Below are 26,046 nucleotides of genomic sequence, written 5' to 3' on the forward strand. Positions count from 1 at the left end.
AATATAACGTCTTTAAACGTAACTAATTAAACAAAAAACGCATCCAAAATATAAAAGGGGCCTAAGCCCCTTTTATAGATATTACTTATCCTTGGATTGGCTAAACGCAGCTTCCAGCGCAGCCACCATTTGATCATTTTCAGATTGAGTCAGCGGTTTACCTTTGTCGCTGATAAATTGCAGGCTGCTTCGGTTGTCCAAATCACCCACCTGTAACTTATAATTTCCTCCATGGATGGAAGGTGCTTCAACTCCCAGCGCTTTCCAGTCAGAAGAGCTACGTTCTTCATAAGTCACCGCTATCGCTCCGGTAGAACGAGTACGATCCGTGACTTGCATACCGATGTTTTCCAACACGTATGGCAATCTGTTCCAGACGATGTTGTATGGTGCACGCACGATAATTTGCGGTAATCCGGTATTATCACTGCCACTTTGTACCGATAGTGGACCTGAATTTTTAGTGCTGCTCAGGCTCGCTGCTTCTTGTTGTTGGCTTAAGTCACTCGCCAATTTATTGAGCATCACGATGTTGTAACGCTGGATTTGTATCGGATCGGTAATTTCCTTTTCTCCCTGTTTCAAACCTTCGTTCGCAACAGATAATGCTATTTGGTAATCCTGTTTGGTCACTGAAATACGGTAACGCCCCTGATAAGGAACATTTTCATCCGCCCGTTGCCATGTAATCCAATCTGTCGTCAACGTTTGTGCAGCATCATCTTTCTGACTGATCTTATACCCTTTTTCTGCCAACAGATTGTTTACCTGAGACCATAAGTTACTGTATTCAGGAGTATTTTCAAGCAACAATTTACTGCTGTTAGCACTATTTTCAACGCGGGAACCCGTCAACAATGCAAAAGCTTGCAACGGAGGACGGATATCCAAATCTTTACCCACAGCCCCCGTTATCGTCGTTGTCGGAAGATTATACTCACCATTTTGCAGCGGTAATGTCATGCCCGCAGGGACGTTCAATAATTTCAGTGGAGGTGCATCAAGATAGGATTGATCCCCGCTTACCTGATGTTTATAGCGCTGATCGCTGGAGCAGGCAGCTAAAAAAACGACCAATGACAGTCCAGCAATCTTCATGATCTTCGATTTTTGCAATAATGTTGCCATTAAAATTCCCTAAAATTTTACAGTAATCCAGCTATTTTCAAGGCCCTACCAACTGGAATTTGCCCTTCCTGCGTTAGCGGAACCATTGGCAAACGCAATGTATCATCGGCAATCAACCCCAATTGACGGCAAGCCCACTTAACTGGTGTCGGGCTAGGTTCAACAAATAATTGATGATGCAATTCCATCAATCGGCTGTTCAGTTCACGAGCTTGCAAAAATTCACCTTGCTCAGCCAATTCACACACTTGCGCTATTTCTGCTGCCGCAACATTTGCCGTGACAGAAATAACGCCTTTACCACCAAGCTGCATGAAATCGACAAAACTTGCATCATCACCACTCAGAAGAATGAAATCTTCATCACTAACCAATTCTTGGATCTGACTAACACGACTTAAGTTCCCTGTCGCTTCCTTAAGCGCAACAATATTTTTCAGTTTCGCTAAACGGGCAACAGTCGGTGGCAATAAATCACATCCGGTACGAGATGGCACATTATACAGAATTTGTGGTAAGTCAGTATTCTCAGCGATTGCCTGATAGTGCAAATATAAACCTTCCTGTGAGGGTCTATTATAATAAGGTGTGACTGACAGGCAACCCACAACCCCTGTATTTTCGAAACGGTTGGTCAGAGAGATAGCTTCTGCTGTCGCATTTGCCCCTGTTCCTGCAATCACTGGAATACGCCCATCAGCTATTTCCAGTGTTGTCAGTACAACATCAACGTGCTCGTCGTGGTTAAGTGTTGCACACTCCCCCGTTGTCCCAACAGACACAATAGCAGATGTGCCACTGGCGATATGATAATCAACCAATTTTTTCAAACTGGCCTTATCAATCTGACCAGCTGAGTCCATCGGAGTGATCAATGCAACTATACTGCCTGTAAAACCAGAATGATGACTTACCATTGCCATTTCCCCTTAATTAGACTTAAAACTGCAAATGAGAGGTTCATGGTACTTTCTTGCTATACAGAAGAAAACTCTTTAACCACGCGATTTCAATGAATTTTGTTAATATCAAGTGTAGCCGATTAAACATAAATTATAATTTTGCTTCCTTAACAAAGGCGATTGACCTTCTCCTGATCATTTTTTATGTTAAAACACAACATACACAGCAAACACCAACTAAAATTAAAGGAAAATCGCTTTGCCAACATCAGAACAGCATTTTTTAGTGATCACAGCCCTAGGTACCGATCGTCCCGGCATCGTCAATACCATTACTCGCCTCGTCAGCACATGCGGCTGTAATATTGAAGACAGCCGTTTAGCTATGTTTGGTGAAGAATTTACTTTTATCATGTTGCTATCTGGTAGCTGGAACGCCGTGACGCTGATCGAATCCACCTTGCCACAAAAAGGCGCAGAACTTGAATTACTCATAGTGATGAAACGTACCCGATGCGGTGTCCAGAAAACATTTCCTTCTACCATCACCGTTAAAGTAGACGTAGTTGATTCACCAGGAATTGTTGAGCGTTTTACCAGTTTATTCACAGCCCAAGATCTTAATATCGCGGAACTGGTATCAAAAACTCACCCCGCCGAAGGAAATCACCCTGCTCGTCTGCAAATCCAAATCACTGGGCACAACCCAATTGATGATAATGGCACGATATTTAAAGAAAACTTTCATCACCTATGTACAGAATTAAATGCACAAGGCAGTATTATTGTACAGGATCATTTAAATCAAAACGATTAAACGGAGAATAAGTGATGAGTCCATTGAAAGCCGGAGACAAGGCCCCACAATTCAGCCTTCCTGACCAAGATGGCGAACCCATTAAGTTATCTGACTTCAAAGGTCAACGTGTTTTAGTTTATTTTTATCCCAAAGCAATGACACCAGGCTGCACAACCCAAGCCTGCGGCTTACGTGATGCTATGGATGAGCTAAAAAACGCCAATGTTGAAGTCTTGGGTATCAGCACAGATGCACCTGAAAAGCTATCCCGCTTTGTAGAAAAAGAAATGCTGAATTTCACGCTGCTTTCTGATATTGACCACCAAGTTGCCGAACAGTTTGGTGTTTGGGGAGAAAAGCAGTTTATGGGAAAAATTTATGACGGGATTCACCGCATCAGTTTTTTAATTAACCCACAAGGTGAGATTGAACACGTTTTTAATAAATTCAAAACCAGTGATCATCATCAAGTTGTACTGGATTACCTAAACCAACATTAATTATCAGTATACTTCAAGATGCGTGTGATACCTCCCCGCTTCGCGGGGAGGTATCAGGTTTCATAGGGTGTTGTTATTGACAATATTGGTCGTTATCATTCTTTTTCTTCCGGCCAGACATGGATAACTGCTTTGATTAATGTAGCAAGTGGAATAGCAAAGAAAACTCCCCAAAACCCCCATAACCCACCAAAAATAATGACAGAAAGGATGATAACGAGTGGATGAAGATTGACAGCTTCCGAAAATAAGATTGGCACAAGCAGGTTACCATCTAACCCCTGCACCACCAGATACGCGACAAACAACCCCCAGAAATCAGCCCCAATCCCCCATTGAAACAGCGCCACAACAATAACTGGAAGGGTAACAAGTACGGTACCGATATAAGGAGCGAGTACAGATAAACCGACCAAAACCGCAAGCAACAGCGAATAATGTAATCCAAAGAAGGCAAATACAGCATATGTGCAGATAGTCAGTATAACCATTTCGGTCACTTTACCACGGATATAATTGGTAATCTGCTGGTTCATTTCACGCCATACTTTCCCCGCCAAACTACGATTACGTGGCAATACACGCCGCAATGCAGCCACTATTTTGTCTTTATCTTTCAATAGAAAGAACACCATCAAAGGAACAAGGATCAGATAAATTGCCAGAGTCAATAATCCAATCAACGAAGCAACCGAAAACTTAAAAACGGACTCACCCGCCAAAGAGAGTTTGCTACGCAGATTAGCAGCAACCATATCGATAATGCCGGCATCAACCAGTGCTGGATAGCGGGAAGGAAAAGTAAGCGCGTACTCATTAAATCGATTAATCATATTGGGAAGATCAGAAAATAAGTTTAAACCTTGCTGCCAGACGGTTGGGGCTACAATCAAGATCATCAACGCACTGATTCCCATAAATAGGGTTAATACAATAGCAACAGAAAATGTCCGGCTACATCCCAATTTACCTAATTGTGTCGTAGGCCACTCCAACAAATAAGCCAATACAATAGCTGCCAGGGCAGGCGCCAGAATGCCATTAAAAAAGTAGATGATCCCAAAACCAACCAATAAAATAATTGATAATGCAACAACTTGCGGATCTGCGAAACGACGACGATACCATTGCATGATCATATCCAACATAATTACAACTCCTTTGCGATAATACTTAATGAGCATTTTTCACTAAAATTTATTATGATTAATCGTTTTAAGGTACTCTTTTATCATAAAAGTATTCATGAAATTGATAGCTAAAATGGAGCACACTATTTTATGAGAATCGCTTTATGAGAAAAACACCCAGAAAATCTTTGATAACTATCTTTATCAGCCTATTGTTATTAGGAGGTCCTCCTGTATTCTCTGCACCCGCTGAAGATTCACTCCCTGATATCGGCACTACAGCGGGAGCGACTCTTAGCATCAATCAGGAAATGGCTATGGGTGATTTATATATGCGCTCGATAAGAGCCCAGGCTCCTCTGATTTATGATCCACTACTAACTCAATACATTAATCAGTTAGGCCAAAAATTAGTCACCCATGCCGATTCAGTCAAAACGCCTTTTCATTTCTATCTGGTAGACAACCCCAATATTAATGCCCTTGCATTTTTCGGTGGTAATGTCGTTCTTCATTCGGGCCTGTTTCGCTATAGCAATAATGAAAGTGAACTAGCCTCTGTCATGGCTCATGAGATTTCCCATGTTACCCAACGACATTTAGCACGATGGATAGAAGAACAAAAACGTACCAGCCCACTGGCATGGACCAGTACACTCGGCTCTATTTTGCTTATGATAGCCAATCCACAAGCTGGCATGGCCGCCCTCAGCGGCACACTGGCAGGCGTCCAACAAGGCATGATCAGTTTTACCCAATCCAATGAGCAAGAAGCTGATCGAATTGGAATGCAAACGCTCAGTCGTGCGGGATTTGATCCACACGGTATGCCTGATTTTATGCAAGTGCTGGTAGATCAATCGCGCTATAGCTCCAAGCTACCGGAAATGCTATATACTCACCCATTACCTGCCAGCCGTCTGGCTGACGCCCGTAATCGGGCCAATCAATATTCCACTAAAGCCGTTCCAGAATCCCAGGATTTTCTGTTCGCCCGTGTCCGTATTCTCACCATGTATTCAACTGATCAACGTCCCTACATTGATCAATGGCTAAAAAAATATAGCCAGGGTACCGCCAAAGAGCAGCTGGCTGCTGCCTATGGACGCGCTCTTTTGCTTTCTGGTGATAAGAAGTATACCGAAGCCAAAGCAATACTCTCTCCATTGCTAGATAAGCAACCGGATAACATTTGGTTTATTGATACAATGACGGATATTGATATCGGGCAAAAACAGTCTGCCAACGCCATCGCTCGCTTGCAGGATGCACTCAAGAGACTGAAAAATAATCCAATATTACAGATTAACCTCGCAAATGCCTATTTTATGGATAAAAAGTATTCTCAGGCATCACAACTTTTGTTTCGTTATACTTTCAATCATCCTGACGATCTTAATGGCTGGATACTATTAAGAAAAACTGCCGGAGCGCAAGGGAAACACAATGATGAACTAGCCGCCTATGCGGAAATCATGGCATTGCAAGGTGATTTCTCCTCCGCTATAGAACAACTTAGCAAAGCCAGTGGGTTGGCTAAATTGGGTAGTTATGAACAAGAGCGATATGATGCCCGTATTGATCAATTACGCCAACTGCAACAAAGTTATGACCAATATAAAAAATGAGGGATTTTTACATGCAAAATCTTGACTCACGAAAAGTGACTTTTTACCACAATCCCCGCTGCTCAAAGAGCCGTGAAACCCTTATGCTAATTGAAGAACTCGGTATTACACCGGAAATCATTCACTATCTTGATACTCCACCCACAGCAAAACAGTTGGCTGTACTATTACAACAGCTCGGTTTCAAAGATGCCCGTCAATTAATGCGTACTAAAGAAGATCTCTACAAGGCATTGAACCTGGACGATGCCACATTATCCCAAGATGCATTGCTCCAGGCGATGGCTGAAAATCCCAAATTGATAGAACGTCCAATTGTTGTTGTCGGTGATAAGGCCCGTTTGGGACGTCCTCCTGAGCAGGTTAAAGAAATTCTGCTGTAACAATGTCTTAATAAAAACGTTTTTTAATAAAAAAGTGATAGGAATATACGCATCTTGACGTTAGATAGGTATATATTCTCTATCACTTTTTTATTCTAATCTCATTTTCTTACTGTTTTATTCACTCAAAGCTCAAGGATATCCTTAACAAACGGGATCGTTAGTTTGCGTTGTGCCACAATGGAAGCCCGATCAAGCTCATCCAATGTCCTGAACAATGTTTGCATTTCCCTGTCAAGCCGCTTTAACACAAAACGCCCCACATCCTCAGGTAATTCAAAACCCCGTAATTTTGCCCGCAGTTGCAATGCCTGAATTTTCTCATCATCCGACAGAGGCTGTAATTTGTAAATTTGCCCCCAATCCAAACGAGATGCCAAATCCGGCAGTGTCAGGTTAATTTGCCGTGGAGGACGATCACCTGTGATTAAAAGACAGGTTCGGCCAATTTCTACAATGCGGTTGTAAAGATTGAAAATCGCCATCTCCCATTCCTGATCACCAGCAATACATTCAATATTATCGATGCATACTAATGATAAATGTTCCATACCATCAAGCACTTCAGGGACAAAATAGGCGCGCTTATCCAGTGGTACATACCCTACAGCTTCTCCCTGTTGGGACAATTCGGCACAGGCTGCGTGAAGCAAATGGCTCTTACCCCCGCCATCGCGGGACCAGAAATAGATATAACTGCCGTGTGACTGACTTATAGCCAATTTTATTGCAGCTAATAAGGAGGTATTCTCACCTGCAAAGAAACTGGCAAAAGTTTCATCATCGGGCAAATATAATGGTAGTGAAAGCTGCGACGGTGTATTCAGAAGCACCTCAAACAGAATGGATAACGAACAGTGCTAAGTCTACCACAAAAAGCCGCTATAAATGAAACGAATGCTTTGTTTAAAACAAGAGATTATCATCAAAGCATATTTCCCCATAAAATGGACAGTTTACGACCAGTAACAAAACCATTTCTTTCGCAAGCCAGAAATAACCGAGAGTAAAAATTCTTATATTTGACAATTCCATACTATTAATAGCCCAATATTGCCAATAATAAAAATTGCTGTATTGCTAAAGATGTTAACTTATCCCTCGCAACTTATTTTCAATAAAGTTTAATGACAGAGATTATTTGTAAAGGAAAAAATTATCATTATATACCGTTCCAACTTCAAGTTACGGCTTGTAAATCAATGTGATTGTTTATATCTCCCCGCTTCGCGGGGAGATATAAGAAGCATCTTGAAAGGCAATTGGTATATACGCATTTAAACTTTAAGTTGCAATTTACAACACGATATGAAACCTGATTTTTCCTCACTTCGTGAGGAGAAATCACACGCATCTTATTAAGGTTGGATGGGTATAAATGATAGGGAAAATAATTTTTAACATAGAAAGGGCTTTAGAAAAAACCCTTTCCAATAAATTTCATTAATGTCTTTTATTCTGCCACTTCACTCTTTTTATCATTTCTGATTGATTCCACAGAAGCGTTAATATACGGTTCTTCTGGCCGGATAAAGCTGATAAGTTTAAAAAACAGGCTTAAGCCAATCCCCACAACAGTTGCAAGCGCCATTCCTTTCAATTCTGCAGCACCAATCTGAATTTTTGCTCCGCTGACACCAATAATCAAAATAATGGAAGTCAGGATCAAGTTCTGTGCCTTACTGTAATCCACTTTCGAATCAATCAAAACTCGAATACCTGATGCACCAATCACACCATACAGTAACAGGGAAACACCGCCCATCACTGGAATTGGGATCATTTGGATTGCTGCCGCCAATTTACCAACGCAGGAAAGCAAGATTGCCATTACCGCAGCGCCACCAATCACCCATGTGCTGTACACACGCGTAAGCGCCATAACACCAATATTTTCGCCATAAGTCGTGTTAGGTGTTGCACCAAAGAAACCCGAAATCATCGTTGAAAAACCATTGGCAAACATTGAACGATGCAGCCCTGGATTTTTTAATAAATCTTTCTGCACGATATTTGCTGTTACCACTAAGTGCCCAACATGCTCTGCAATCACCACCAGCGCCGCAGGTAAAATTGTTATAATGGCAAACCATTCAAAACGCGGAGTATAGAACGTCGGCAATGCAAACCACGGCGCTTCGCGTACTGGGGTTAAATCTACAATACCCATAAAAAATGACAGCGCATATCCAGCCAAGACACCAATCAGAATCGGAATAATCGCCATAAAGCCACGGAATATCACCGATCCCAAGATAGTCACACCCAGCGTAACCATGGATATGGTCAGGTTAGTCATATTAATTTCAGTACCTGCCGCTGGACGCAACCCCGCCATATCAGCAGCAACACCTGCCAGCTCCAGGCCGATCACGGCAACAATCGCGCCCATCGCTGCCGGAGGAAACATCACATTAATCCATCCCCTTCCTGCAACTTTGACAAGCAAGGCCACCAAACAAAACAACAAACCACAGACAATAAATCCGCCTAATGCCAATTCATATCCCAAAGGCAGTAACAACAATACAGGCGAAATAAAAGCAAAGCTGGAGCCTAAATAAGCGGGGATCTTTCCTTTACAAATGAATAAATACAGTAATGTACCAATGCCATTGAACAACAAAATTGTCGCCGGATTAACTTTAAATAAAATGGGAACCAAAACGGTTGCACCAAACATGGCAAATAGATGTTGCAAACTTAAAGGAATAGTTTGTGCCAAAGGAGGTCTTTCTTCTACTCCAATAGTTCGACGAGTCATTATTGATATCCTCTTATATCATCTTGCTAGAAACCAAAAAAAACCGGCTTTTCAGCCGGCTATCAATGTTATTTAGTGCCAAATATTTTATCACCGGCATCCCCTAAACCAGGGACGATATACCCATGCTCATTGAGATAGTTATCAATCGAAGCGGTGTACAGTTCAACATCAGGGTGAGCTTTCTCCAGTGCAGCAATCCCTTCTGGCGCAGCAACCAAAACTAATACCTTAATGACAGGGCATCCCGCTTTTTTCAATAAGTCAATGGTCGCGATCATAGAGCCGCCGGTTGCCAACATTGGATCGACAACCAATGCCATGCGTTCATTAATATCGGAGACTAATTTCTGAAAATAAGGCACTGGCTCAAGTGTTTCTTCATCACGATAGACGCCAACAACACTGATTCGTGCACTAGGAATATTTTCCAATACACCATCCATCATGCCTAAGCCCGCACGCAGGATCGGTACTACTGTAATCTTTTTCCCTTTAATCTGATCTATCTCTACCGGACCACACCATCCGTCAATGGTGACTTTCTCGACTTCCAAATCAGCAGTTGCTTCATATGTCAGAAGACTCCCCACCTCTGAAGCCAGTTCGCGGAAGCGTTTGGTGCTTATATCATGATCTCGCATCAGGCCAAGTTTATGTTTAACTAGCGGGTGTTTAACCTCAACGATTTTCATGGGTTTCTCCTAATAGCCTGCGATAAAAAAATCGCGGGATTATAACTCCTTTTCCGTATCAAACCACTACCAATCTATTAATTTTTATCACGAACGCATGATTTTCTTCGATCCCGATCTCACAGGAAACCGATATAAAGCTATCGCAAACGTTTGCTTAGGCTGTTAGAATTGTCGCCGTTCTGTTTTATTTATAAAAATGCAACCGCCTGGGAGCTACGCAGTGACCAACAAAACCTCTCTTAGCTATAAAGATGCTGGTGTCGATATTGATGCCGGTAATGCCTTAGTCAATCGTATCAAAGGTGTCGTAAAACAGACCCGTCGCCCCGAAGTGATGGGAGGATTAGGTGGTTTCGGTGCTTTATGTGCCCTGCCACAGAAATATCGTGAACCGGTACTGGTTTCCGGTACAGATGGCGTTGGAACCAAACTGCGTCTGGCCATGGACTTAAAGCGCCATGACACTATCGGCATTGATTTGGTTGCTATGTGTGTCAATGATCTGGTTGTACAAGGCGCCGAACCTCTTTTCTTCCTTGATTACTATGCTACCGGCAAACTGGATGTCGACACCGCCGCCAGTGTTATCACCGGTATAGCAGAAGGCTGCAAACAAGCAGGCTGTGCATTGGTTGGTGGTGAAACGGCAGAAATGCCCGGCATGTATCACGGTGAAGATTATGATGTCGCGGGTTTTTGCGTCGGTGTTGTTGAAAAATCGGAAATTATTGACGGCAGTCAGGTTCAGACCGGTGATGCCCTGATTGCACTTGCATCCAGCGGACCACATTCCAATGGTTATTCTTTGATCCGTAAAATTCTTGAGGTCAGTCAGGCAGATCCTGAGACTACCGAACTTGAGGGAAAACCACTCGCCGATCACTTACTTGCCCCAACCCAAATTTACGTCAAATCCATTCTGGAGCTGATTGAGAAAGTTGATGTTCATGCGATTGCACATCTGACTGGCGGCGGCTTCTGGGAAAATATTCCGCGTGTTCTGCCAGAAAACATGCAGGCCAGAATCAATGCTAACAGTTGGCAATGGCCGGCGATTTTTACCTGGTTACAGCAAGCCGGCAATGTCAGCGAGCATGAAATGTACCGCACATTTAACTGTGGAGTCGGTATGATAATTGCCCTTCCTCAGTCTCAGGCAGAACAAGCCATTGCGTATCTGACCGCCTCAGGCGAAAATGCATGGCAAATCGGTACAATTACTGAACTAAATGCCGATGAGCAACCTGTCGTTATTACAAAATAAACATTTTGTCTGATTGCTTTCAAGCTACAGCCCATAAAGCTGTAGCTTGAAAAATGAAGCACAGATTAATCAATGAATTTCTTCAGTGAAAACCCTTTATGAAAAAAATTGTCGTTTTAATCTCCGGCAATGGCAGCAACCTTCAATCCATCATAGATGCCTGCCAGCAACACCGAATTAATGGATATATTGCTGCGGTTTTCAGTAATAATGCCGATGCCTATGGCCTGCAACGTGCTGAACAAGCAGATATTCCGGCCCATTTTATCAATCCAAAAGCTTATGCAGATCGTACAAGTTATGATATCGCCCTACTCAAAGCCATTGACCAATATGAACCCGATTTAGTGGTCTTAGCGGGTTACATGAGGATCTTATCGCCCGAATTTGTCCAACATTATTATGGGCGACTGCTCAATATTCATCCTTCCCTCTTGCCTAAATACCCAGGCCTGCATACCCATCGGAAAGCCATTGAAAATGGTGATAACGAACATGGCACTTCCGTCCATTTTGTTACTGAAGAATTAGATGGTGGCCCGATTATTTTACAGGCCAAGGTGCCAATTTTTGCGGGAGATAAAGAAGAAGACGTTATCGGGCGTGTACAAACTCAGGAACACCATATTTATCCTTTGGTTATCAGCTGGTTTTTGGATCAACGTCTGATTATGGAAGGTAATAACGCAATGATGGATGGCAAGATTCTGCCGCCACAAGGTTACGCATCAGAATAAGTTCACCCGCTGACTTCAACTTACAGCTCTGTGTTAACAGATTTTGTTATAATCTTTTTTAACTGCTATATTCCAATAACACTTTGCTGTAAGTTGCTATTTTAGATTGATTTATCTTGCAATTATTATTTATTCGAACATTATTCAATATCAAATATATTTATACGCATTAAACTTCAAGTTGCAATTTACAACACGCTATGAAACATGATTTCTCCCCCGCTTCGCGGGGATAAATCACACGCATCTTGAAGTTAAACCCTATCGATTTCACTACAAAACACTGAGGTATCCAATGTCCAGTGGTTCGGAAAATCCATCGGTAAATTTACGTCCTCTTGAACGGGAAGATCTTCCTTTTGTTCATCAAATCGATAATAACGCCAGTGTCATGCGCTACTGGTTTGAAGAGCCTTATGAGGCCTTTGTCGAATTATGCGACCTCTACGACAAGCATATTCATGACCAAAGCGAGCGCCGTTTTATTATCGAAAGCCTGAACTCCAAAGTCGGTTTGGTGGAACTGGTCGAGATTGATTATGTCCACCGGCGCGCAGAATTCCAGATTATCATCGCTCCCGCTTATCAAGGACAAGGTTACGCGGCAGTAGCCGTCAAACTTGTGATGGAATACGCTTTTGCTGTCTTAAATCTTTACAAGCTGTATCTGATTGTTGATAAAGAGAATGTGAAAGCAATTCATATATACAATAAATTGGGATTCTATACTGAAGGGGAATTAATCGATGAATTTTTCGTCAACGGCTCTTATCATACCGCTATCAGGATGTGTACTTTCCAGCACCACTATTTCGCCAGGAAAACCCATGAAGCCCAAATCAGCACATCGACTCGTTAAACGCCAACCATTAAACTAAATGGGAAAACCCAATGGAGTAGAAAGGAGTAGTAATGTCCCACGATCGTCTTTATAACGAGAAAGAACTCAGTTGGCTCTCTTTCAACGAACGTGTACTTCAGGAAGCGGCTGATAAAAGTAACCCGCTGATTGAAAGAATGAGGTTTTTAGGGATCTACTCCAACAACTTAGATGAGTTTTATAAAGTGCGCTTTGCTGATGTAAAGCGGCGTATTCTTATCAGTGAAGAGCGAGGTTCAGCCACTGCTGCCCGCCAATTGTTGAAAAAGATCCAGACTAAGGTTGCCAAAATCGATCAAGAGTTCGATGCTCTCTATAACGATTTGCTGCTGGAAATGGCACGTAACCAGATTTTCTTGATCAATGAACGCCAGATATCCCCGAATCAACAGATCTGGTTACGGCAATATTTTCGCCAACATTTGCGGCCACACATCACGCCAATCGTCATCAATCCAGAAACTAATTTAGTTGAGTTTCTCAAAGATGATTACACCTATCTGGCTGTTGAAATTATCCACGGGCAAGAAACACAATATGCTTTGTTGGAAATTCCATCAGACAAAGTTCCGCGTTTCGTCAACCTGCCTCCAGAGATGCCAAAAAAACGCAAGTCAATGATATTACTTGATAATATTTTGCGTTACACACTGGATGAAATTTTCAAAGGGTTCTTCGATTACGATACCTTAAACGTCTATTCGATGAAAATGACCCGTGATTCCGAATATGATCTGGCAACAGAGATGGAATCTAGCTTGCTGGAACTCATGTCTTCCACGCTGAAACAGCGACTGACGGCGGAACCTGTACGGTTTGTTTATCAGCGTGATATGCCTGATGAAATGGTGGAACTACTGCGGAGCAAGCTGGGATTATCCAATGATGACTCAGTGATTGCCGGTGGCCGTTATCATAACTTTAAAGATTTCATCAAATTTCCCAATGAAGGCAATCGGAATCTGCAAAATAAGCCTATGCCGCGGCTGCGCCATACCTGGTTCGACCATTTCCGCAACGGGTTCGACGCGATCCGTGAAAGAGATGTGCTGCTTTATTACCCTTATCACACATTCGAACATGTGCTGGAATTGCTACGTCAGGCTTCTTTCGATCCCAGTGTGCTTTCGATTAAGATTAATATCTACCGTGTCGCAAAAGACTCACGCATTATTGATGCCATGATCCACGCCGCCTACAACGGCAAGAAAGTCACTGTCGTAGTAGAATTACAGGCACGTTTTGACGAAGCAGCTAATATTCACTGGGCAAAACGTCTCACTGAAGCCGGTGTACACGTTATTTTCTCCGCACCTGGCCTGAAAATTCACGCAAAACTCTTCATCATTTCGCGTCTGGAAGGGGAAGAAATTATCCGTTATGCCCATATTGGTACGGGAAATTTCAACGAAAAAACAGCGCGGCTCTATACCGATTATTCTCTGCTGACCGCCAAACCTGAAGTCACCAATGAAGTTCGCCGCGTGTTTAACTTTATTGAAAACCCTTATCGCCCCGTCACATTTGATAATTTAATGGTATCGCCCCAAAATTCGCGGGCGATGCTCAATCAATTGATTACCCAAGAAATCGAAAATGCACAGGCCGGTGAACTGGCAGGCATCACGCTGAAAATCAATAACCTGGTGGATAAGGAGTTAGTGAACCGTCTGTATGATGCCTCTGAAGCGGGCGTCAAGATCCGCATTCTGGTTCGAGGTATGTGCTCTTTGGTTCCTAATCAACCTAGATTTAGTGAAAACATTCAAGTCACCAGCATTGTGGATCGTTTTCTGGAACATGATCGTGTTTATGTTTTCACCAACAAAGGCAACGAAAAAATTTTCCTTTCTTCAGCCGATTGGATGACACGTAACATTGACTATCGCATTGAGGTGGCGGTTTGTCTGCTCGACCCCAGGCTAAAACAACAAGTTATGGATATCCTTGAACTGCAATTCAGTGATACCGTCAAAGCACGATATATTGATAAGGAATTGAGCAATCGCTATGTTCCGCGAGGAAATAAGCGTAAAATCCGCGCTCAGCTTGCTGTTTATGATTATTTGAAAAACCTTGAACAACCGGAACCAAGAGCCTGATCTATGCCATTGAAACACGATACCCCAATGCCCAAACCGCAAGAAATTGCCACGATTGATTTGGGTTCCAATAGCTTTCACATGGTCATCGCCCGTATTGTAAACGGTGCATTGCAGGTTATCGGGCGTTTAAAGAAACGGGTTTATCTTGCCGATGGTTTAAACAGTAAAAATGAGTTAAGCGAAGAAGCCATCAACCGTGGCCTGAAATGTCTGGCTCTGTTTGCTGAACGGTTGCAAGGTTTTTCCGCAGGTAATGTCTGTTTGGTGGGAACACATAGTTTACGTGAAGCAACCAACGTACAAGAATTTCTGCAACAAGCAAAAGAAGTGATCCCCTATCCCATTGAAATTATTTCTGGTCACGAAGAAGCTCGCCTGATTTTCATGGGAGTTGAGCATACACAGCCGGAAAAAGGTCGGAAACTGGTGATTGATATTGGTGGCGGCTCGACGGAATTGGTCATTGGTGAAGATTTTGAACCCCTGTTGATTGAAAGTCGCCGTATGGGGTGTGTCAGTTTTTCCCGCCAGTTCTTTCCCAACGGTATCATTAATGAGCATAATTTTCGCAAAGCACGACTCCAGGCAGCGCAAAAATTGGAAAACCTCGTCTGGCAATTTCGGACAACAGGCTGGGATTTTGCTTTAGGTGCGTCAGGGACGATCAAGGCAATACATGAACTGTTGGTTGAACTGGGTGAGAAAGATGGCCTGATTACCCCAGAGCGCCTAAACATGCTGGTGAAACGTGTCCTGAAATACAAAAATTTCAATGCGCTGGAATTGCCGGGATTATCCAATGACCGTAAACAAACGTTTGTGCCTGGGTTGTCAATCTTGTGCGGTATTTTTGATGCTTTGCATATTCAGGAATTACGCTTGTCTCATGGCGCATTGCGGGAAGGTGTACTGTATGAAATGGAAGATCGTTTCCGCCATCAAGATATTCGCCAACGCACAGCCAAAAGCCTTGCCGAACACTATAATATCGATCGAGAACAAGCAACCCGCGTTTGGAGCACCGCCAAAAATCTTTATGACCAATGGTCAGAACAAAATCCCAAACGCGTCCATCCTCAACTGGAATCTATTCTACTGTGGGCAGCCATGCTGCATGAAGTCGGTTTAAGCATCAATCTGAGTGGATTGCAACGGCATTCAGCTTATATTCTGCAAAATACCGATCTACCCGGATTTACTCAAGAGCAGCAATTGTTGCTGGCAACACTGGTACGCTACCACCGTAAAGCGGTTAAAATACATGAACACCCTCGCTTCTATCTGTTTAAGAAAAAACAGTATCTTCCTATGCTTAAGATATTGCGCTTGGCAACCTTGTTGAATAACCAACGCCAGGCTACCACGACACCGGAGACACTTAGGCTGAAAACGGATCATAGCCATTGGATGCTCTACTTACCCAAAAACTATCTAAAACAAAATGCGCTTGTGTTGCTCGATTTGGAGCAAGAGCAAAGTTACTGGAATGACGTAGCTGGCTGGCACTTACACATTGAAGAGGAATCGACTTAACGATATCGCGTTATGAAAAAGAAAAAGAAAACTGTTCAAATTATAAAATTGGTACTGTTTATCAGCTTCTTTATTTTCTTTGGACGCTTTATCTATTCATTTATGGCAGCATTGGCGCATCATCAGCAAACCCAGCAGCAATTGGTGACGCCCCTACATGGTTCGAAAACAGAATATAATAACCAATAGCTGTCAAATTTATGGCGATATTATTGCAATCGCCGATTGTTAGCCCTATTTTCTGCCTTAAAGGTTTACTATGTCACAACCGACCTTTACACCTGATAATTCAACTATTGCCAGCCAGTATTCCCAAAAACTGGCACATATTCGTCAACGCCTGCTTTCTCTGTTTAACCACGATAAGCTATTTGTTGATACATTATTAGATCAGGCTGATGAACATTCAGCAATCAGTGACGAACAATTATTGGAGAAAATAGAGGAAGTCAGTGCGCTGCTGACCAGACTGCATACCGCTGATATTGCCGACATTCTGGAAGCTTTACCTTATGATGAACGTCTCGCGTTATGGCGCTTGATCGACAATAGCCAGCGCGGTGAGGTTTTGGTAGAAGCCTCTATTCCTGTTTGGGATAACCTGATCAAGGATATGACCGACGTTGAGCTGTTACGTGCTATCGGTAAACTGCACGTAGATGAACAAGCCTATATCGCAGAACATCTTCCCCGTGATACCACTCGACGTTTATTGACCTATTTAGAGCCGGGCCAACGCAATCGTATCCGAGAAGTATTGCAGTATCACAAAGACAGCATCGGCCAGATGATGGATTTCGAGTTCGTGACAGTGCGAAGCAACGTTACACTTGGCACCGTTCAGCGCTTTTTACGTTCCCGAGACACCATTCCTGAAACAACAGATAAGATCTTTGTTATTGACCGCAAAAATCGCCTACAGGGAGAGTTGCCTCTCACCACTTTGCTGACCAACGTACCGGATAAATTAGTTTCAGAAGTTATGAATACAGATACCGTGACTTTCTCACCGGAGCAAAAAGGTGAAGATGCCGCCAGTGCATTTGAACGTTATGACCTGATTTCTGCCGCTGTAGTCGACAATAACGGACGTTTAATGGGACGTCTGACTGTTGAAGATATTGTTGATACCTTGAGTGAAGAAACGGATACCAATATTCGCCGCATGGGGGGCTTAAGCCGCGAAGAAGATGTTTTTGCGCCGGTTGGTCAGGCCGTCAAAACCCGCTGGACATGGCTTGCCATCAATTTGTGCACCGCATTTGTGGCATCACGCGTTATTGGGCTCTTTGAGCATACTATTTCTCAGCTTGTTGCTCTTGCAACCTTAATGCCTATCGTCGCAGGCATTGGCGGCAATACCGGTAACCAGACCATCACCATGATCGTCCGTGCACTCGCGCTGCATCAAATCCAGACGGGGAGTTTTTCTTATCTGCTATTAAGGGAACTTGGTGTTGCCTTTATAAACGGCATTATCTGGGGAGGGATCATGGGCGTCATCACTTATCTGCTCTATGGTGACCTTGCTATGGGGGGGGTCATGACAATGGCGATGATATTGAATCTACTGATGGCCGCACTGATGGGCGTCTTGATTCCGTTTATTATGATGAAATTGGGAAGAGATCCCGCCATCGGCTCCAGTGTCATGATCACTGCCATTACTGATACAGGCGGTTTCTTTATCTTTTTGGGACTGGCAACGCTATTTTTGGTTTAATTAAGTTTACATAAACGCCGATCATTGCATCGGCGTTTTTTTAATTATTAATACATCCTGTCGTCCCAAACACTATATACCAATCTTGCATTCAGATAATAAATGCGACATCACCCAATAGGCAGGGAGGGCGCTACTCTGTCAATGTTCAACCCACTGTTAGGATATTTTTCTTCCCTGTACTTTATTGGACACCCCATCACAAATACCATGAAAAATCACTACCAGAAACATTATCTTTTTGACATAACCTCCACATTTTCTTCATTATTGACGAATTCCGGTTGGTTACACTAATAATATACTCTTGCATCTAACTTCGCATAAGATGTTGCATGATTGGTTATCGCCATAACACTAAGAGAATGTCGAGCAAATGAATAATAAAAGCCGTTCCTACTTTTTCCGACTCGCTGCGGTACTCGCCGTGATCATCGGGGCCGTTTTCTTTGCGTGGAAATACTTCAACGTATCTTCATCAACAAGTGATTCTCAGAATGCAGAATCAAAACCTAATCCCTTTCAACCACCAGTACAAGTAGCGACGGCCGAAATCAAATCGATACCTCATTACCTAGGAGGATTAGGAACGGTCCTGGCGGCCAATACCGTTACTGTCACCAGCCAGGTAGAAGGTCAGTTAATCGCCCTGCATTTTAATGAAGGTCAATACGTCAAAAAAGGGGATTTGCTGGCAGAAATCGATCCTCGCACCTTCCAAGTCAAACTGGCAAGAGCGCAGGGGCAATATGCCAAAGATCAAGCAACATTAGCTAACACTAAACAAGATTTGCTCCGTTTTCAGCAATTGGCGAAAAGTAAACTGATCTCTCAGCAAGAGCTGGATAAACAAATCTCTTTGGTTCGTCAGAGTGAAGCCAGCTTACAGGCCGACCAAGCAGATATCGACGAAGCCAAACTGCAATTGGCATATAGCCGTATTACCGCCCCGATTTCCGGTCGCGTCGGATTAAAACGCATTGATATCGGCAATCACGTATCTGGTGGAGGAGCAACGCCAATCGTCGTTATTACGCAAGTCGATCCTATTGATGTCGTGTTTTCCCTGCCTGAAAACGATATTGGTGCTGTGTTAAAGGCGCAAAAAAATCACAAAAATGTGGTTGTCATTGCATGGGATCGCAATAATCAGCAGCAATTGGCACAAGGAAAACTTATCAGTATCGATAATCAAATTGATGTTACGACTGGCACGATCAAGATGAAGGCCCAATTCAATAATCAAGATAATGTGTTGTTTCCTAATCAATTCGTCAATATTCAGATGAAAGTCAATACCCTGGACGATGTCGTTGTGATCCCTACGGCTGGTTTACAGATGGGAAATAGCGGTAATTTCGTCTGGAAAGTGGATAAAGAGAACAAAGTCAGTAAGCATAAAGTCATTGCTGGCCTGCAAGATAATCAATTGGTGGTCATCAACAGTGGGCTGTCAGCAGGTGAGCGTGTCGTCACTGATGGTATTGATAACTTGACCGAAGGCGCCAAAGTTGAAATTGTCAAACCTTTGACAATCGAAGCCCTTAATGCGGATCAAAATAAGAAAAAATCAGAGCAATCAAACGGTAAGATGGAGAATTCCTAATGCAATCTGATTCTCCAATGACCGGCGGAGGGCCATCCCGCCTGTTTATCCTGCGCCCTGTTGCCACAACACTGTTTATGATTGCTATCTTGCTGACCGGGATAATGGGTTACCGGATGCTACCAGTCTCTGCATTGCCACAAGTGGATTATCCCACTATTCAGGTGGTAACACTGTATCCTGGTGCCAATCCAGATGTGATGACATCCGCTGTCACTGCACCACTGGAACGCCAGTTTGGTCAAATGTCCGGCTTAAAACAAATGTCATCCAGAAGTTCCGGCGGAGCTTCTGTTATCACGTTGGTATTTCAGCTCTCACTACCCTTAGACGTGGCAGAGCAAGATGTACAGGCGGCGATCAATTCAGCCAGTAATCTATTGCCCGATGATCTGCCCTATCCCCCCATTTACAGCAAAGTCAATCCGGCTGATCCGCCTATATTGACGCTGGCCGTAACCTCTGATGCCCTGCCGATGAGTCAGGTACAAGATATGGTGGAAACGCGCATATCCCAGCGTATTTCTCAGGTCAGTGGTGTCGGTTTGGTGACGTTGGCGGGCGGGCAACGCCCCGCTGTGCGCGTGAAATTGAACGCACAAGCTTTGGCGGCACAAGGATTAGACAGCGATGTTATCCGTTCTGCTATCATGAAAGCCAATGTGAATTCGGCAAAAGGCAGTTTTGACGGCCCCACTCGCTCTATTACCATATCCTCCAATGACCAGATGAAATCTATCGATGATTATCGCAATTTAATCGTGGCCTATAAAAATGATGCGCCGATCCGCTTGCGTGATGTCGCCACCATTGAACAGGGCGTGGAAAATAGCAAATTGGGCGCATGGGCGAATGAAAAACCCGCCATCGTCATCAATGTCCAGCGCCAGCCTGGGGCTAATGTTATTGAAACTACGGATAATATCCGCATCATGTTGCCAGAATTGATCAACAGCCTGCCCAAATCTGTCAATGTGGAAATGCTGACAGATCGTACGGTTTCGATCCGTCATTCCGTCAAAGATGTGCAATTTGAATTGTTGCTGGCTATTGCGCTGGTCGTCATGGTGATCTACCTGTTTTTGCGCAATGTAACGGCAACCTTGATCCCAAGTATTGCCGTACCGCTTTCGCTGGTGGGTACATTTGCTGTGATGTATTTTTGCGGCTTTTCCGTCAATAACCTCACCTTAATGGCATTAACTATCGCAACCGGCTTTGTGGTGGATGATGCTATTGTGGTGATAGAAAATATTTCCCGTTACATTGAACGGGGAGAAAAACCGCTGGCGGCAGCGCTAAAAGGCGCGGGTGAAATTGGTTTTACGATTATTTCCCTGACTTTCTCATTAATCGCCGTTTTGATCCCTCTGCTATTTATGGGGGATATCGTCGGTCGGCTATTCAGGGAATTCGCCATTACCCTCGCCGTCGCGATTTTAATTTCTGCCGTTGTCTCACTGACGCTAACGCCGATGATGTGTGCAAGGATGCTGAAACCCGAAGCTGATATTAAACACAATCGCTTCGAGCAAGCGTGCGAACGCTTCTTTGAACGCATAATTGCCGTGTATGCTGTCCTCCTGAAACGGGTGTTGAATCATCCCTGGATAACACTTGGTGTTGCATTCGGTACGTTAGCCCTGACTGCCCTACTTTATATCATGATCCCTAAAGGGTTCTTTCCCTTGCAAGACAATGGCCTGATCCAAGGCACACTGGAAGCACCACAATCCATTTCGTTCAATGCAATGGCAGATAAACAGCGGCAAGTTACGGCTCTGCTATTAAAAGATCCTGCTGTAGACAATGTCACCACCTTTATTGGTATCGATGGTAGCAATCCAACATTGAATAATGCACGTCTTCAAATCACGTTGAAACCACTCAAGGAGCGTGACGACCGGATTGACGAGGTGATCCCACGCCTGCAAGCGCGAATTGCTAAAGTTCCCGACGTCAAGTTATACCTGCAACCCACTCAGGATTTGACCATTGATACCCAGCTATCGCGCACGCAATACCAATTTACGTTGCAAGCCACTTCGCTTGATGAACTCGCAGTCTGGGTTCCAAAATTGCAACATGCCCTAAAACAACGTTCAGAATTGGTGGATATCGGTAACAATTGGCAAAATCAGGGGTTAGTAGCCTACCTCAATGTGAATAGGGATATGGCCAGCCGTTTTGGGATCTCTATGGCCGCCGTCGACAATGCTTTGTATAACGCTTTTGGCCAACGCCTGATTTCAACTATTTACACTCAGTCAAATCAATATCGCGTTATCCTTGAGCAAGATACGAAGAATTCATCGGGGCTGGAAGCAATAAACAATCTTTATCTGACCGGTAATGATGGCAAAATGGTACCTCTCAATACCATTGCCACAGTTGAACAACGGTTAGGGAATTTGTCTATTGACCATCTGCAACAATTTCCTGCGGCCACTTTTTCATTCAACGTAGCGAAAGATTCATCCCTTGAACAAGCGGTCAATGCCGTCAAAGAGGCAGAACAAGCAATCCAAATGCCAAAAGATATCATTACGCAATTTCAGGGAGCGACACTGGCGTTCCAGGATGCACTCAGTAATACCCTTTGGCTGATTTTAGCGGCTGTCGTCGCCATGTATATCGTGCTCGGTATTTTGTACGAAAGCTTTATTCACCCTGTCACTATCTTGTCAACCTTACCTACTGCGGGGGTTGGCGCATTGTTAGCTTTAATGGCTGGCGGGTACGAACTGGATATTATTGCCATCATTGGCATCATTCTCTTAATTGGCATTGTGAAGAAAAACGCCATCATGATGATCGATTTTGCTCTGGCCGCAGAGCGGGAGAAAGGGATGACTCCTTATGAAGCTATTTATCAGGCCTGTCTGTTACGTTTCAGGCCAATTTTGATGACAACAATGGCAGCACTGCTGGGCGCATTGCCATTGATGTTGAGCACCGGTATTGGTGCAGAGCTGCGCCGTCCGTTAGGCGTCAGTATGGTGGGAGGTCTGATTATGAGCCAAATCCTAACCTTATTCACAACGCCTGTTATTTATCTGTTGTTTGATCAGTTAGCACACTACCGTCGCAATAAAAACAATAAGAAAGATAAACAAATAAGGCTAGATAAATCCTCAGTTAATCATCAGGAGCCGCTGTGAAATTCTTCGCCCTATTTATCCAGCGACCAGTTGCCACCACATTACTGAGTTTAGCCATCACTCTATGTGGGGCACTCAGTTTTATCCTGCTGCCTATATCGCCGTTGCCACAAGTTGATTTTCCCGTGATAACAGTTCAGGCTTTCATGCCCGGCGCGTCACCAGAAACGATGGCGTCCTCCGTAACGACGCCTCTGGAAGGCGCATTAGGCCGGATAGCGGGGGTAAAAGAGATGTCTTCTGCCAGCTCGTTGGGAAGTTCTTCTATTTACCTGGAATTTGATCTCAATCGGGATATCAATGGCGCAGCACGGGATGTCCAGGCCGCGATCAATGCCGCTCAAAGCTTGTTACCTTCCGGTATGCCAGACAAGCCAAGGTATCATAAAGCTAATCTATCAGACGCCCCAATCATGATCTTAACTCTCACCTCAGATAATTATAGTGAGGGGCAACTGTATGATCTTGCGTCTACCCGATTGGCGCAAAAGCTTTCTCAAATAGAAGGTGTCAGCAAAGTCAGTGTCGGTGGTAGTTCATTACCGGCTATACGTGTTGAGCTAAACCCTAATGCGCTCTTCAACCAAGGTATTTCTCTCAACGATGTCAGTAATGCCATCAATAATGCTAATGTTCGGCTGCCGACAGGCCATGTTGATACCAATAACCAGATCTGGCAGCTACGCACCAATGATGAATTGAAAACACCTGACAGTTACCGTTCGATTATTGTCCATTATAATAATGGAGCACCTGTCAGGTTGCAGGATGTTGCAAATGTTAAGCGCTCTGTCGAGGATATCCGCGCCGCAGGCATGTCTGGGAATAAGTCTGCAATTGTGCTTATTATCCGCCGCGAAGCGAGTGCAAATATCATCTCAACCGTGCAACGCATTCGTGATCAGCTCCCTGCCCTGCAAGCCTCCTTGCCTGCTAATATTCAGCTCAACGTTGCTCAGGATCGTTCACCAACTATTCAGGCTTCCCTGCACGAAGTAAAACGCGCATTAGCCATTGCCGTCGCTTTAGTGATTCTGGTCGTATTCCTGTTTTTACGTTCCGGCCGAGCTACGCTGATCCCGGCAATTGCCGTTCCGGTATCGCTCATTGGTACTTTTACCGCCATGTATTTATGTGGTTTCAGCCTCAACAATCTTTCGTTGATGGCATTAACTATTGCCACCGGATTTGTTGTCGATGATGCCATTGTGGTATTGGAGAATATTTCCCGTCATTTAAATGCGGGCTTAACCCCCATGCAGGCGGCTCTCAAGGGAAGCAGAGAAGTTGGGTTTACTGTGCTGGCTATGAGCCTGTCACTGATTGCGGTATTTATTCCCCTTGTATTGATCGATGAATTACTTGGCAGGCTATTCCGGGATTTTGCTGTTACCCTGGCAACTGCCATTGGGATTTCTTTGTTCGTTTCACTGACCTTAACCCCGATGATGTGTGCCCATCTGCTCAAATCCACACCTAAAAATGCTCAGAAGCAAACACGGGGATTCGGTAAGGTTTTGTTGAGCATTCAACAAGGCTATGCCCGCTCATTAAAATGGATACTCAACCATACTCGCTGGGTATTGTTGACATTGGTTGGCATTATCGCGCTGAATATCTGGCTCTATATCAGTATTCCGAAAACGTTTTTCCCGCAACAAGATACCGGAAAAATGTTGGGGTTTGTGGTTGCTGACCAAAGCATTTCATTTCAGGCCATGCGGGAAAAAATGAAACGCTTTATGCAAGTTGTCGATGATGATCCAACCGTGGATAATGTCGTAGGTTTTACCGGTGGTGACAGCATCAATATGGGCTTTATGTTTGTTTCACTGAAGCCATTGAAAGAGCGTAGTGAAAGCATCCAACAAGTTATTACCCGCTTAAGAAGTAAACTGACCAATGAAGCGGGAGCACGTCTCTATTTAGTTCCTGTTCAGGACCTGAGAAGCGGAGGACGAGGCGGTAAATCGACTTACCAGTTTAATTTACTGTCAGATGATTTTGACGCATTGCGCAAATGGAGTCCTATCGTCAAGAAAGCATTGGAAAAATTGCCTCAATTGGTGGATGTCAACGGCGATGAAGACGAAGAAGCTAAAGGCGCTGAAATAGCGATTACTTATGATCGTGATGTGATGGCTCGTTTAGGCATCAATGTTGCTGAGGCAAATAATTTACTCAACAATGCTTTTGGTCAGAGACAGGTTTCCACGATTTACGCCCCTTTGAATCAATATAAAGTGGTCATGGAAGTGGCACCGCAATATAACCAAGATCCCAGTGCATTGGAGAAGATGTTTGTCATTAATAGCAAAGGAGAACGCATTCCCCTTTCCTACTTTGCTCAATGGCGCCCTGCCAATGCACCATTGGATGTTTATCACCAGGAACTTTCGGCTTCTTCTACCATTGCCTTTGATGTAGCGCCAGGCTATACGCTGTCTGATGCAATCAGTGCAATAGAAAAAACAATAACAGAACTGGGTGTTCCTTCAGCAGTACGTAGCTCTTTTGCCGGCACAGCACAGGATTTTCAAGAGAGTGAACGTTCGCAATTATTGGTGATCCTGGCGGCTATAGTCGCTGTTTATCTGGTGCTTGGTGTACTCTATGAGAATTATATTCATCCTCTGACAATCCTTTCTACCCTGCCTTCTGCGGGTATAGGTGCTTTGCTGGCTCTGGAACTGTTCAATACCCCCTTTAGCCTAATCGCCATGATTGGGATTATGCTGTTGGTGGGTATTGTTAAGAAAAATGCCATTATCATGGTGGATTTTGCCCTTGAAGCTCAACGAAACAGCAAGCTCAGTGCTCAGGAAGCGATTTTTCAGGCCAGTTTATTGCGATTCCGTCCGATTATGATGACGACGCTTTCTGCCCTGTTTGGTGCTTTACCTTTGGTATTGAGCAATGGGGATGGTGCAGAATTACGTTTCCCACTGGGGATCACGATTGTAGGTGGTCTGGTGGTAAGCCAGCTTCTCACGTTGTATACCACTCCGGTTGTATATCTGTTTTTTGACCGATTACGTGAAAAATGGCGCCTTCGCAAAACAATACCCTCTCAGAGAGTTGACGCCAACTAGTTGAGCTAGAATG

20 protein-coding genes are annotated in these 26,046 nt (G+C 43.9%); 14 read left to right on the plus strand and 6 right to left on the minus strand.

Going from position 1 to position 26,046, the window contains the following annotated elements; all coding sequences use genetic code 11:
* Window positions 1-81 precede the first annotated feature (81 nt).
* Together bamC and dapA are read right to left on the minus strand one after the other, a co-directional pair.
* Window positions 82-1,128, minus strand: coding sequence for an outer membrane protein assembly factor BamC (bamC, locus tag WDV75_RS12345; protein WP_273558005.1), 1,047 nt, complete (start codon window positions 1,126-1,128; stop codon window positions 82-84).
* A gap of 17 nt (window positions 1,129-1,145) precedes the next feature.
* Window positions 1,146-2,045: a 4-hydroxy-tetrahydrodipicolinate synthase gene (dapA, locus tag WDV75_RS12350; protein ID WP_273558006.1), complete on the minus strand. Its 900-nt coding sequence runs from the start codon at window positions 2,043-2,045 to the stop codon at window positions 1,146-1,148.
* A gap of 244 nt (window positions 2,046-2,289) precedes the next feature.
* On the opposite strand from dapA, the gene WDV75_RS12355 reads away from it, so the two are divergent.
* Window positions 2,290-2,847: a glycine cleavage system transcriptional repressor gene (locus tag WDV75_RS12355; RefSeq protein WP_273558007.1), complete on the plus strand. Its 558-nt coding sequence runs from the start codon at window positions 2,290-2,292 to the stop codon at window positions 2,845-2,847.
* Between the two features lie 14 nt (window positions 2,848-2,861).
* Window positions 2,862-3,329 (plus strand): thioredoxin-dependent thiol peroxidase, encoded by a 468-nt coding sequence (gene bcp, locus WDV75_RS12360; protein ID WP_273558008.1) that lies wholly within the window; start codon window positions 2,862-2,864, stop codon window positions 3,327-3,329.
* Between the two features lie 95 nt (window positions 3,330-3,424).
* Here bcp and WDV75_RS12365 read toward each other — a convergent pair whose 3' ends face one another.
* Window positions 3,425-4,477, minus strand: a complete 1,053-nt coding sequence (locus WDV75_RS12365; protein ID WP_273558009.1) for an AI-2E family transporter — start codon at window positions 4,475-4,477, stop codon at window positions 3,425-3,427.
* A gap of 146 nt (window positions 4,478-4,623) precedes the next feature.
* On the opposite strand from WDV75_RS12365, the gene WDV75_RS12370 reads away from it, so the two are divergent.
* Together WDV75_RS12370 and arsC are read left to right on the plus strand one after the other, a co-directional pair.
* On the plus strand, window positions 4,624-6,087 hold the full coding sequence (locus WDV75_RS12370; RefSeq protein ID WP_273558010.1) for a tetratricopeptide repeat protein: 1,464 nt from the start codon (window positions 4,624-4,626) through the stop codon (window positions 6,085-6,087).
* A gap of 11 nt (window positions 6,088-6,098) precedes the next feature.
* Window positions 6,099-6,470 carry an arsenate reductase (glutaredoxin) gene (gene arsC / locus WDV75_RS12375; protein WP_273558011.1) on the plus strand — a complete coding sequence of 124 codons (372 nt, stop codon included), beginning with the start codon at window positions 6,099-6,101 and terminating at the stop codon, window positions 6,468-6,470.
* A 125-nt stretch (window positions 6,471-6,595) separates the two neighbouring features.
* On the opposite strand, the gene hda is transcribed toward arsC, so the two are convergent.
* The 3 genes from hda to upp form a co-directional block, all read right to left on the minus strand.
* Window positions 6,596-7,303 carry a DnaA inactivator Hda gene (gene hda / locus WDV75_RS12380; protein WP_074019532.1) on the minus strand — a complete coding sequence of 236 codons (708 nt, stop codon included), beginning with the start codon at window positions 7,301-7,303 and terminating at the stop codon, window positions 6,596-6,598.
* A gap of 620 nt (window positions 7,304-7,923) precedes the next feature.
* Window positions 7,924-9,234 carry a uracil permease gene (uraA, locus tag WDV75_RS12385; RefSeq protein ID WP_273558013.1) on the minus strand — a complete coding sequence of 437 codons (1,311 nt, stop codon included), beginning with the start codon at window positions 9,232-9,234 and terminating at the stop codon, window positions 7,924-7,926.
* Between the two features lie 68 nt (window positions 9,235-9,302).
* Window positions 9,303-9,929 carry a uracil phosphoribosyltransferase gene (gene upp / locus WDV75_RS12390; protein ID WP_273558015.1) on the minus strand — a complete coding sequence of 209 codons (627 nt, stop codon included), beginning with the start codon at window positions 9,927-9,929 and terminating at the stop codon, window positions 9,303-9,305.
* A 223-nt stretch (window positions 9,930-10,152) separates the two neighbouring features.
* On the opposite strand from upp, the gene purM reads away from it, so the two are divergent.
* The 10 genes from purM to mdtC all read left to right on the plus strand — a co-directional run bounded on the left by purM (window position 10,153) and on the right by mdtC (window position 26,033).
* Window positions 10,153-11,196 carry a phosphoribosylformylglycinamidine cyclo-ligase gene (gene purM, locus WDV75_RS12395; RefSeq protein WP_273558017.1) on the plus strand — a complete coding sequence of 348 codons (1,044 nt, stop codon included), beginning with the start codon at window positions 10,153-10,155 and terminating at the stop codon, window positions 11,194-11,196.
* A gap of 98 nt (window positions 11,197-11,294) precedes the next feature.
* Window positions 11,295-11,933 (plus strand): phosphoribosylglycinamide formyltransferase, encoded by a 639-nt coding sequence (gene purN / locus WDV75_RS12400; protein WP_273558019.1) that lies wholly within the window; start codon window positions 11,295-11,297, stop codon window positions 11,931-11,933.
* A gap of 295 nt (window positions 11,934-12,228) precedes the next feature.
* Window positions 12,229-12,792: a spermidine N1-acetyltransferase gene (gene speG / locus WDV75_RS12405; protein WP_273558020.1), complete on the plus strand. Its 564-nt coding sequence runs from the start codon at window positions 12,229-12,231 to the stop codon at window positions 12,790-12,792.
* Between the two features lie 53 nt (window positions 12,793-12,845).
* Window positions 12,846-14,915 carry a polyphosphate kinase 1 gene (ppk1, locus tag WDV75_RS12410; RefSeq protein WP_273558021.1) on the plus strand — a complete coding sequence of 690 codons (2,070 nt, stop codon included), beginning with the start codon at window positions 12,846-12,848 and terminating at the stop codon, window positions 14,913-14,915.
* Window positions 14,916-14,918: 3 nt separating this feature from the next.
* Complete coding sequence (ppx, locus tag WDV75_RS12415) at window positions 14,919-16,451, plus strand: exopolyphosphatase (protein ID WP_273558022.1); 1,533 nt, start codon at window positions 14,919-14,921, stop codon at window positions 16,449-16,451.
* A 12-nt stretch (window positions 16,452-16,463) separates the two neighbouring features.
* Window positions 16,464-16,640, plus strand: a complete 177-nt coding sequence (locus WDV75_RS12420; RefSeq protein ID WP_273558023.1) for a YfgG family protein — start codon at window positions 16,464-16,466, stop codon at window positions 16,638-16,640.
* Window positions 16,641-16,710: 70 nt separating this feature from the next.
* Window positions 16,711-18,174, plus strand: a complete 1,464-nt coding sequence (gene mgtE, locus WDV75_RS12425; protein ID WP_273558024.1) for a magnesium transporter — start codon at window positions 16,711-16,713, stop codon at window positions 18,172-18,174.
* A 376-nt stretch (window positions 18,175-18,550) separates the two neighbouring features.
* Window positions 18,551-19,780 (plus strand): MdtA/MuxA family multidrug efflux RND transporter periplasmic adaptor subunit, encoded by a 1,230-nt coding sequence (locus WDV75_RS12430; protein WP_273558025.1) that lies wholly within the window; start codon window positions 18,551-18,553, stop codon window positions 19,778-19,780.
* Window positions 19,780-22,941: an MdtB/MuxB family multidrug efflux RND transporter permease subunit gene (locus WDV75_RS12435; RefSeq protein WP_273558026.1), complete on the plus strand. Its 3,162-nt coding sequence runs from the start codon at window positions 19,780-19,782 to the stop codon at window positions 22,939-22,941. The genes WDV75_RS12430 and WDV75_RS12435 overlap by 1 nt, the downstream gene beginning before the upstream one ends.
* Window positions 22,938-26,033, plus strand: a complete 3,096-nt coding sequence (gene mdtC, locus WDV75_RS12440; RefSeq protein WP_273558027.1) for a multidrug efflux RND transporter permease subunit MdtC — start codon at window positions 22,938-22,940, stop codon at window positions 26,031-26,033. The genes WDV75_RS12435 and mdtC overlap by 4 nt, the downstream gene beginning before the upstream one ends.
* The last annotated feature ends 13 nt before the right edge of the window (window positions 26,034-26,046 follow it).

This window comes from Xenorhabdus griffiniae, from assembly GCF_037265215.1.
Classification (GTDB): domain Bacteria; phylum Pseudomonadota; class Gammaproteobacteria; order Enterobacterales; family Enterobacteriaceae; genus Xenorhabdus; species Xenorhabdus griffiniae.

Coding starts and splice junctions, on each gene's coding strand:
- upp (WP_273558015.1), bottom strand. CDS start 9,929: ATGAAAATCGTTGAGGTTAAACACCCGCTAGTTAAACATAAACTTGGC.
- WDV75_RS12430 (WP_273558025.1), top strand. CDS start 18,551: ATGAATAATAAAAGCCGTTCCTACTTTTTCCGACTCGCTGCGGTACTC.
- WDV75_RS12420 (WP_273558023.1), top strand. CDS start 16,464: ATGAAAAAGAAAAAGAAAACTGTTCAAATTATAAAATTGGTACTGTTT.
- bcp (WP_273558008.1), top strand. CDS start 2,862: ATGAGTCCATTGAAAGCCGGAGACAAGGCCCCACAATTCAGCCTTCCT.
- dapA (WP_273558006.1), bottom strand. CDS start 2,045: ATGGTAAGTCATCATTCTGGTTTTACAGGCAGTATAGTTGCATTGATC.
- uraA (WP_273558013.1), bottom strand. CDS start 9,234: ATGACTCGTCGAACTATTGGAGTAGAAGAAAGACCTCCTTTGGCACAA.
- ppx (WP_273558022.1), top strand. CDS start 14,919: ATGCCATTGAAACACGATACCCCAATGCCCAAACCGCAAGAAATTGCC.
- arsC (WP_273558011.1), top strand. CDS start 6,099: ATGCAAAATCTTGACTCACGAAAAGTGACTTTTTACCACAATCCCCGC.
- speG (WP_273558020.1), top strand. CDS start 12,229: ATGTCCAGTGGTTCGGAAAATCCATCGGTAAATTTACGTCCTCTTGAA.
- purN (WP_273558019.1), top strand. CDS start 11,295: ATGAAAAAAATTGTCGTTTTAATCTCCGGCAATGGCAGCAACCTTCAA.
- WDV75_RS12435 (WP_273558026.1), top strand. CDS start 19,780: ATGCAATCTGATTCTCCAATGACCGGCGGAGGGCCATCCCGCCTGTTT.
- mgtE (WP_273558024.1), top strand. CDS start 16,711: ATGTCACAACCGACCTTTACACCTGATAATTCAACTATTGCCAGCCAG.
- bamC (WP_273558005.1), bottom strand. CDS start 1,128: ATGGCAACATTATTGCAAAAATCGAAGATCATGAAGATTGCTGGACTG.
- WDV75_RS12365 (WP_273558009.1), bottom strand. CDS start 4,477: ATGTTGGATATGATCATGCAATGGTATCGTCGTCGTTTCGCAGATCCG.
- ppk1 (WP_273558021.1), top strand. CDS start 12,846: ATGTCCCACGATCGTCTTTATAACGAGAAAGAACTCAGTTGGCTCTCT.
- WDV75_RS12370 (WP_273558010.1), top strand. CDS start 4,624: ATGAGAAAAACACCCAGAAAATCTTTGATAACTATCTTTATCAGCCTA.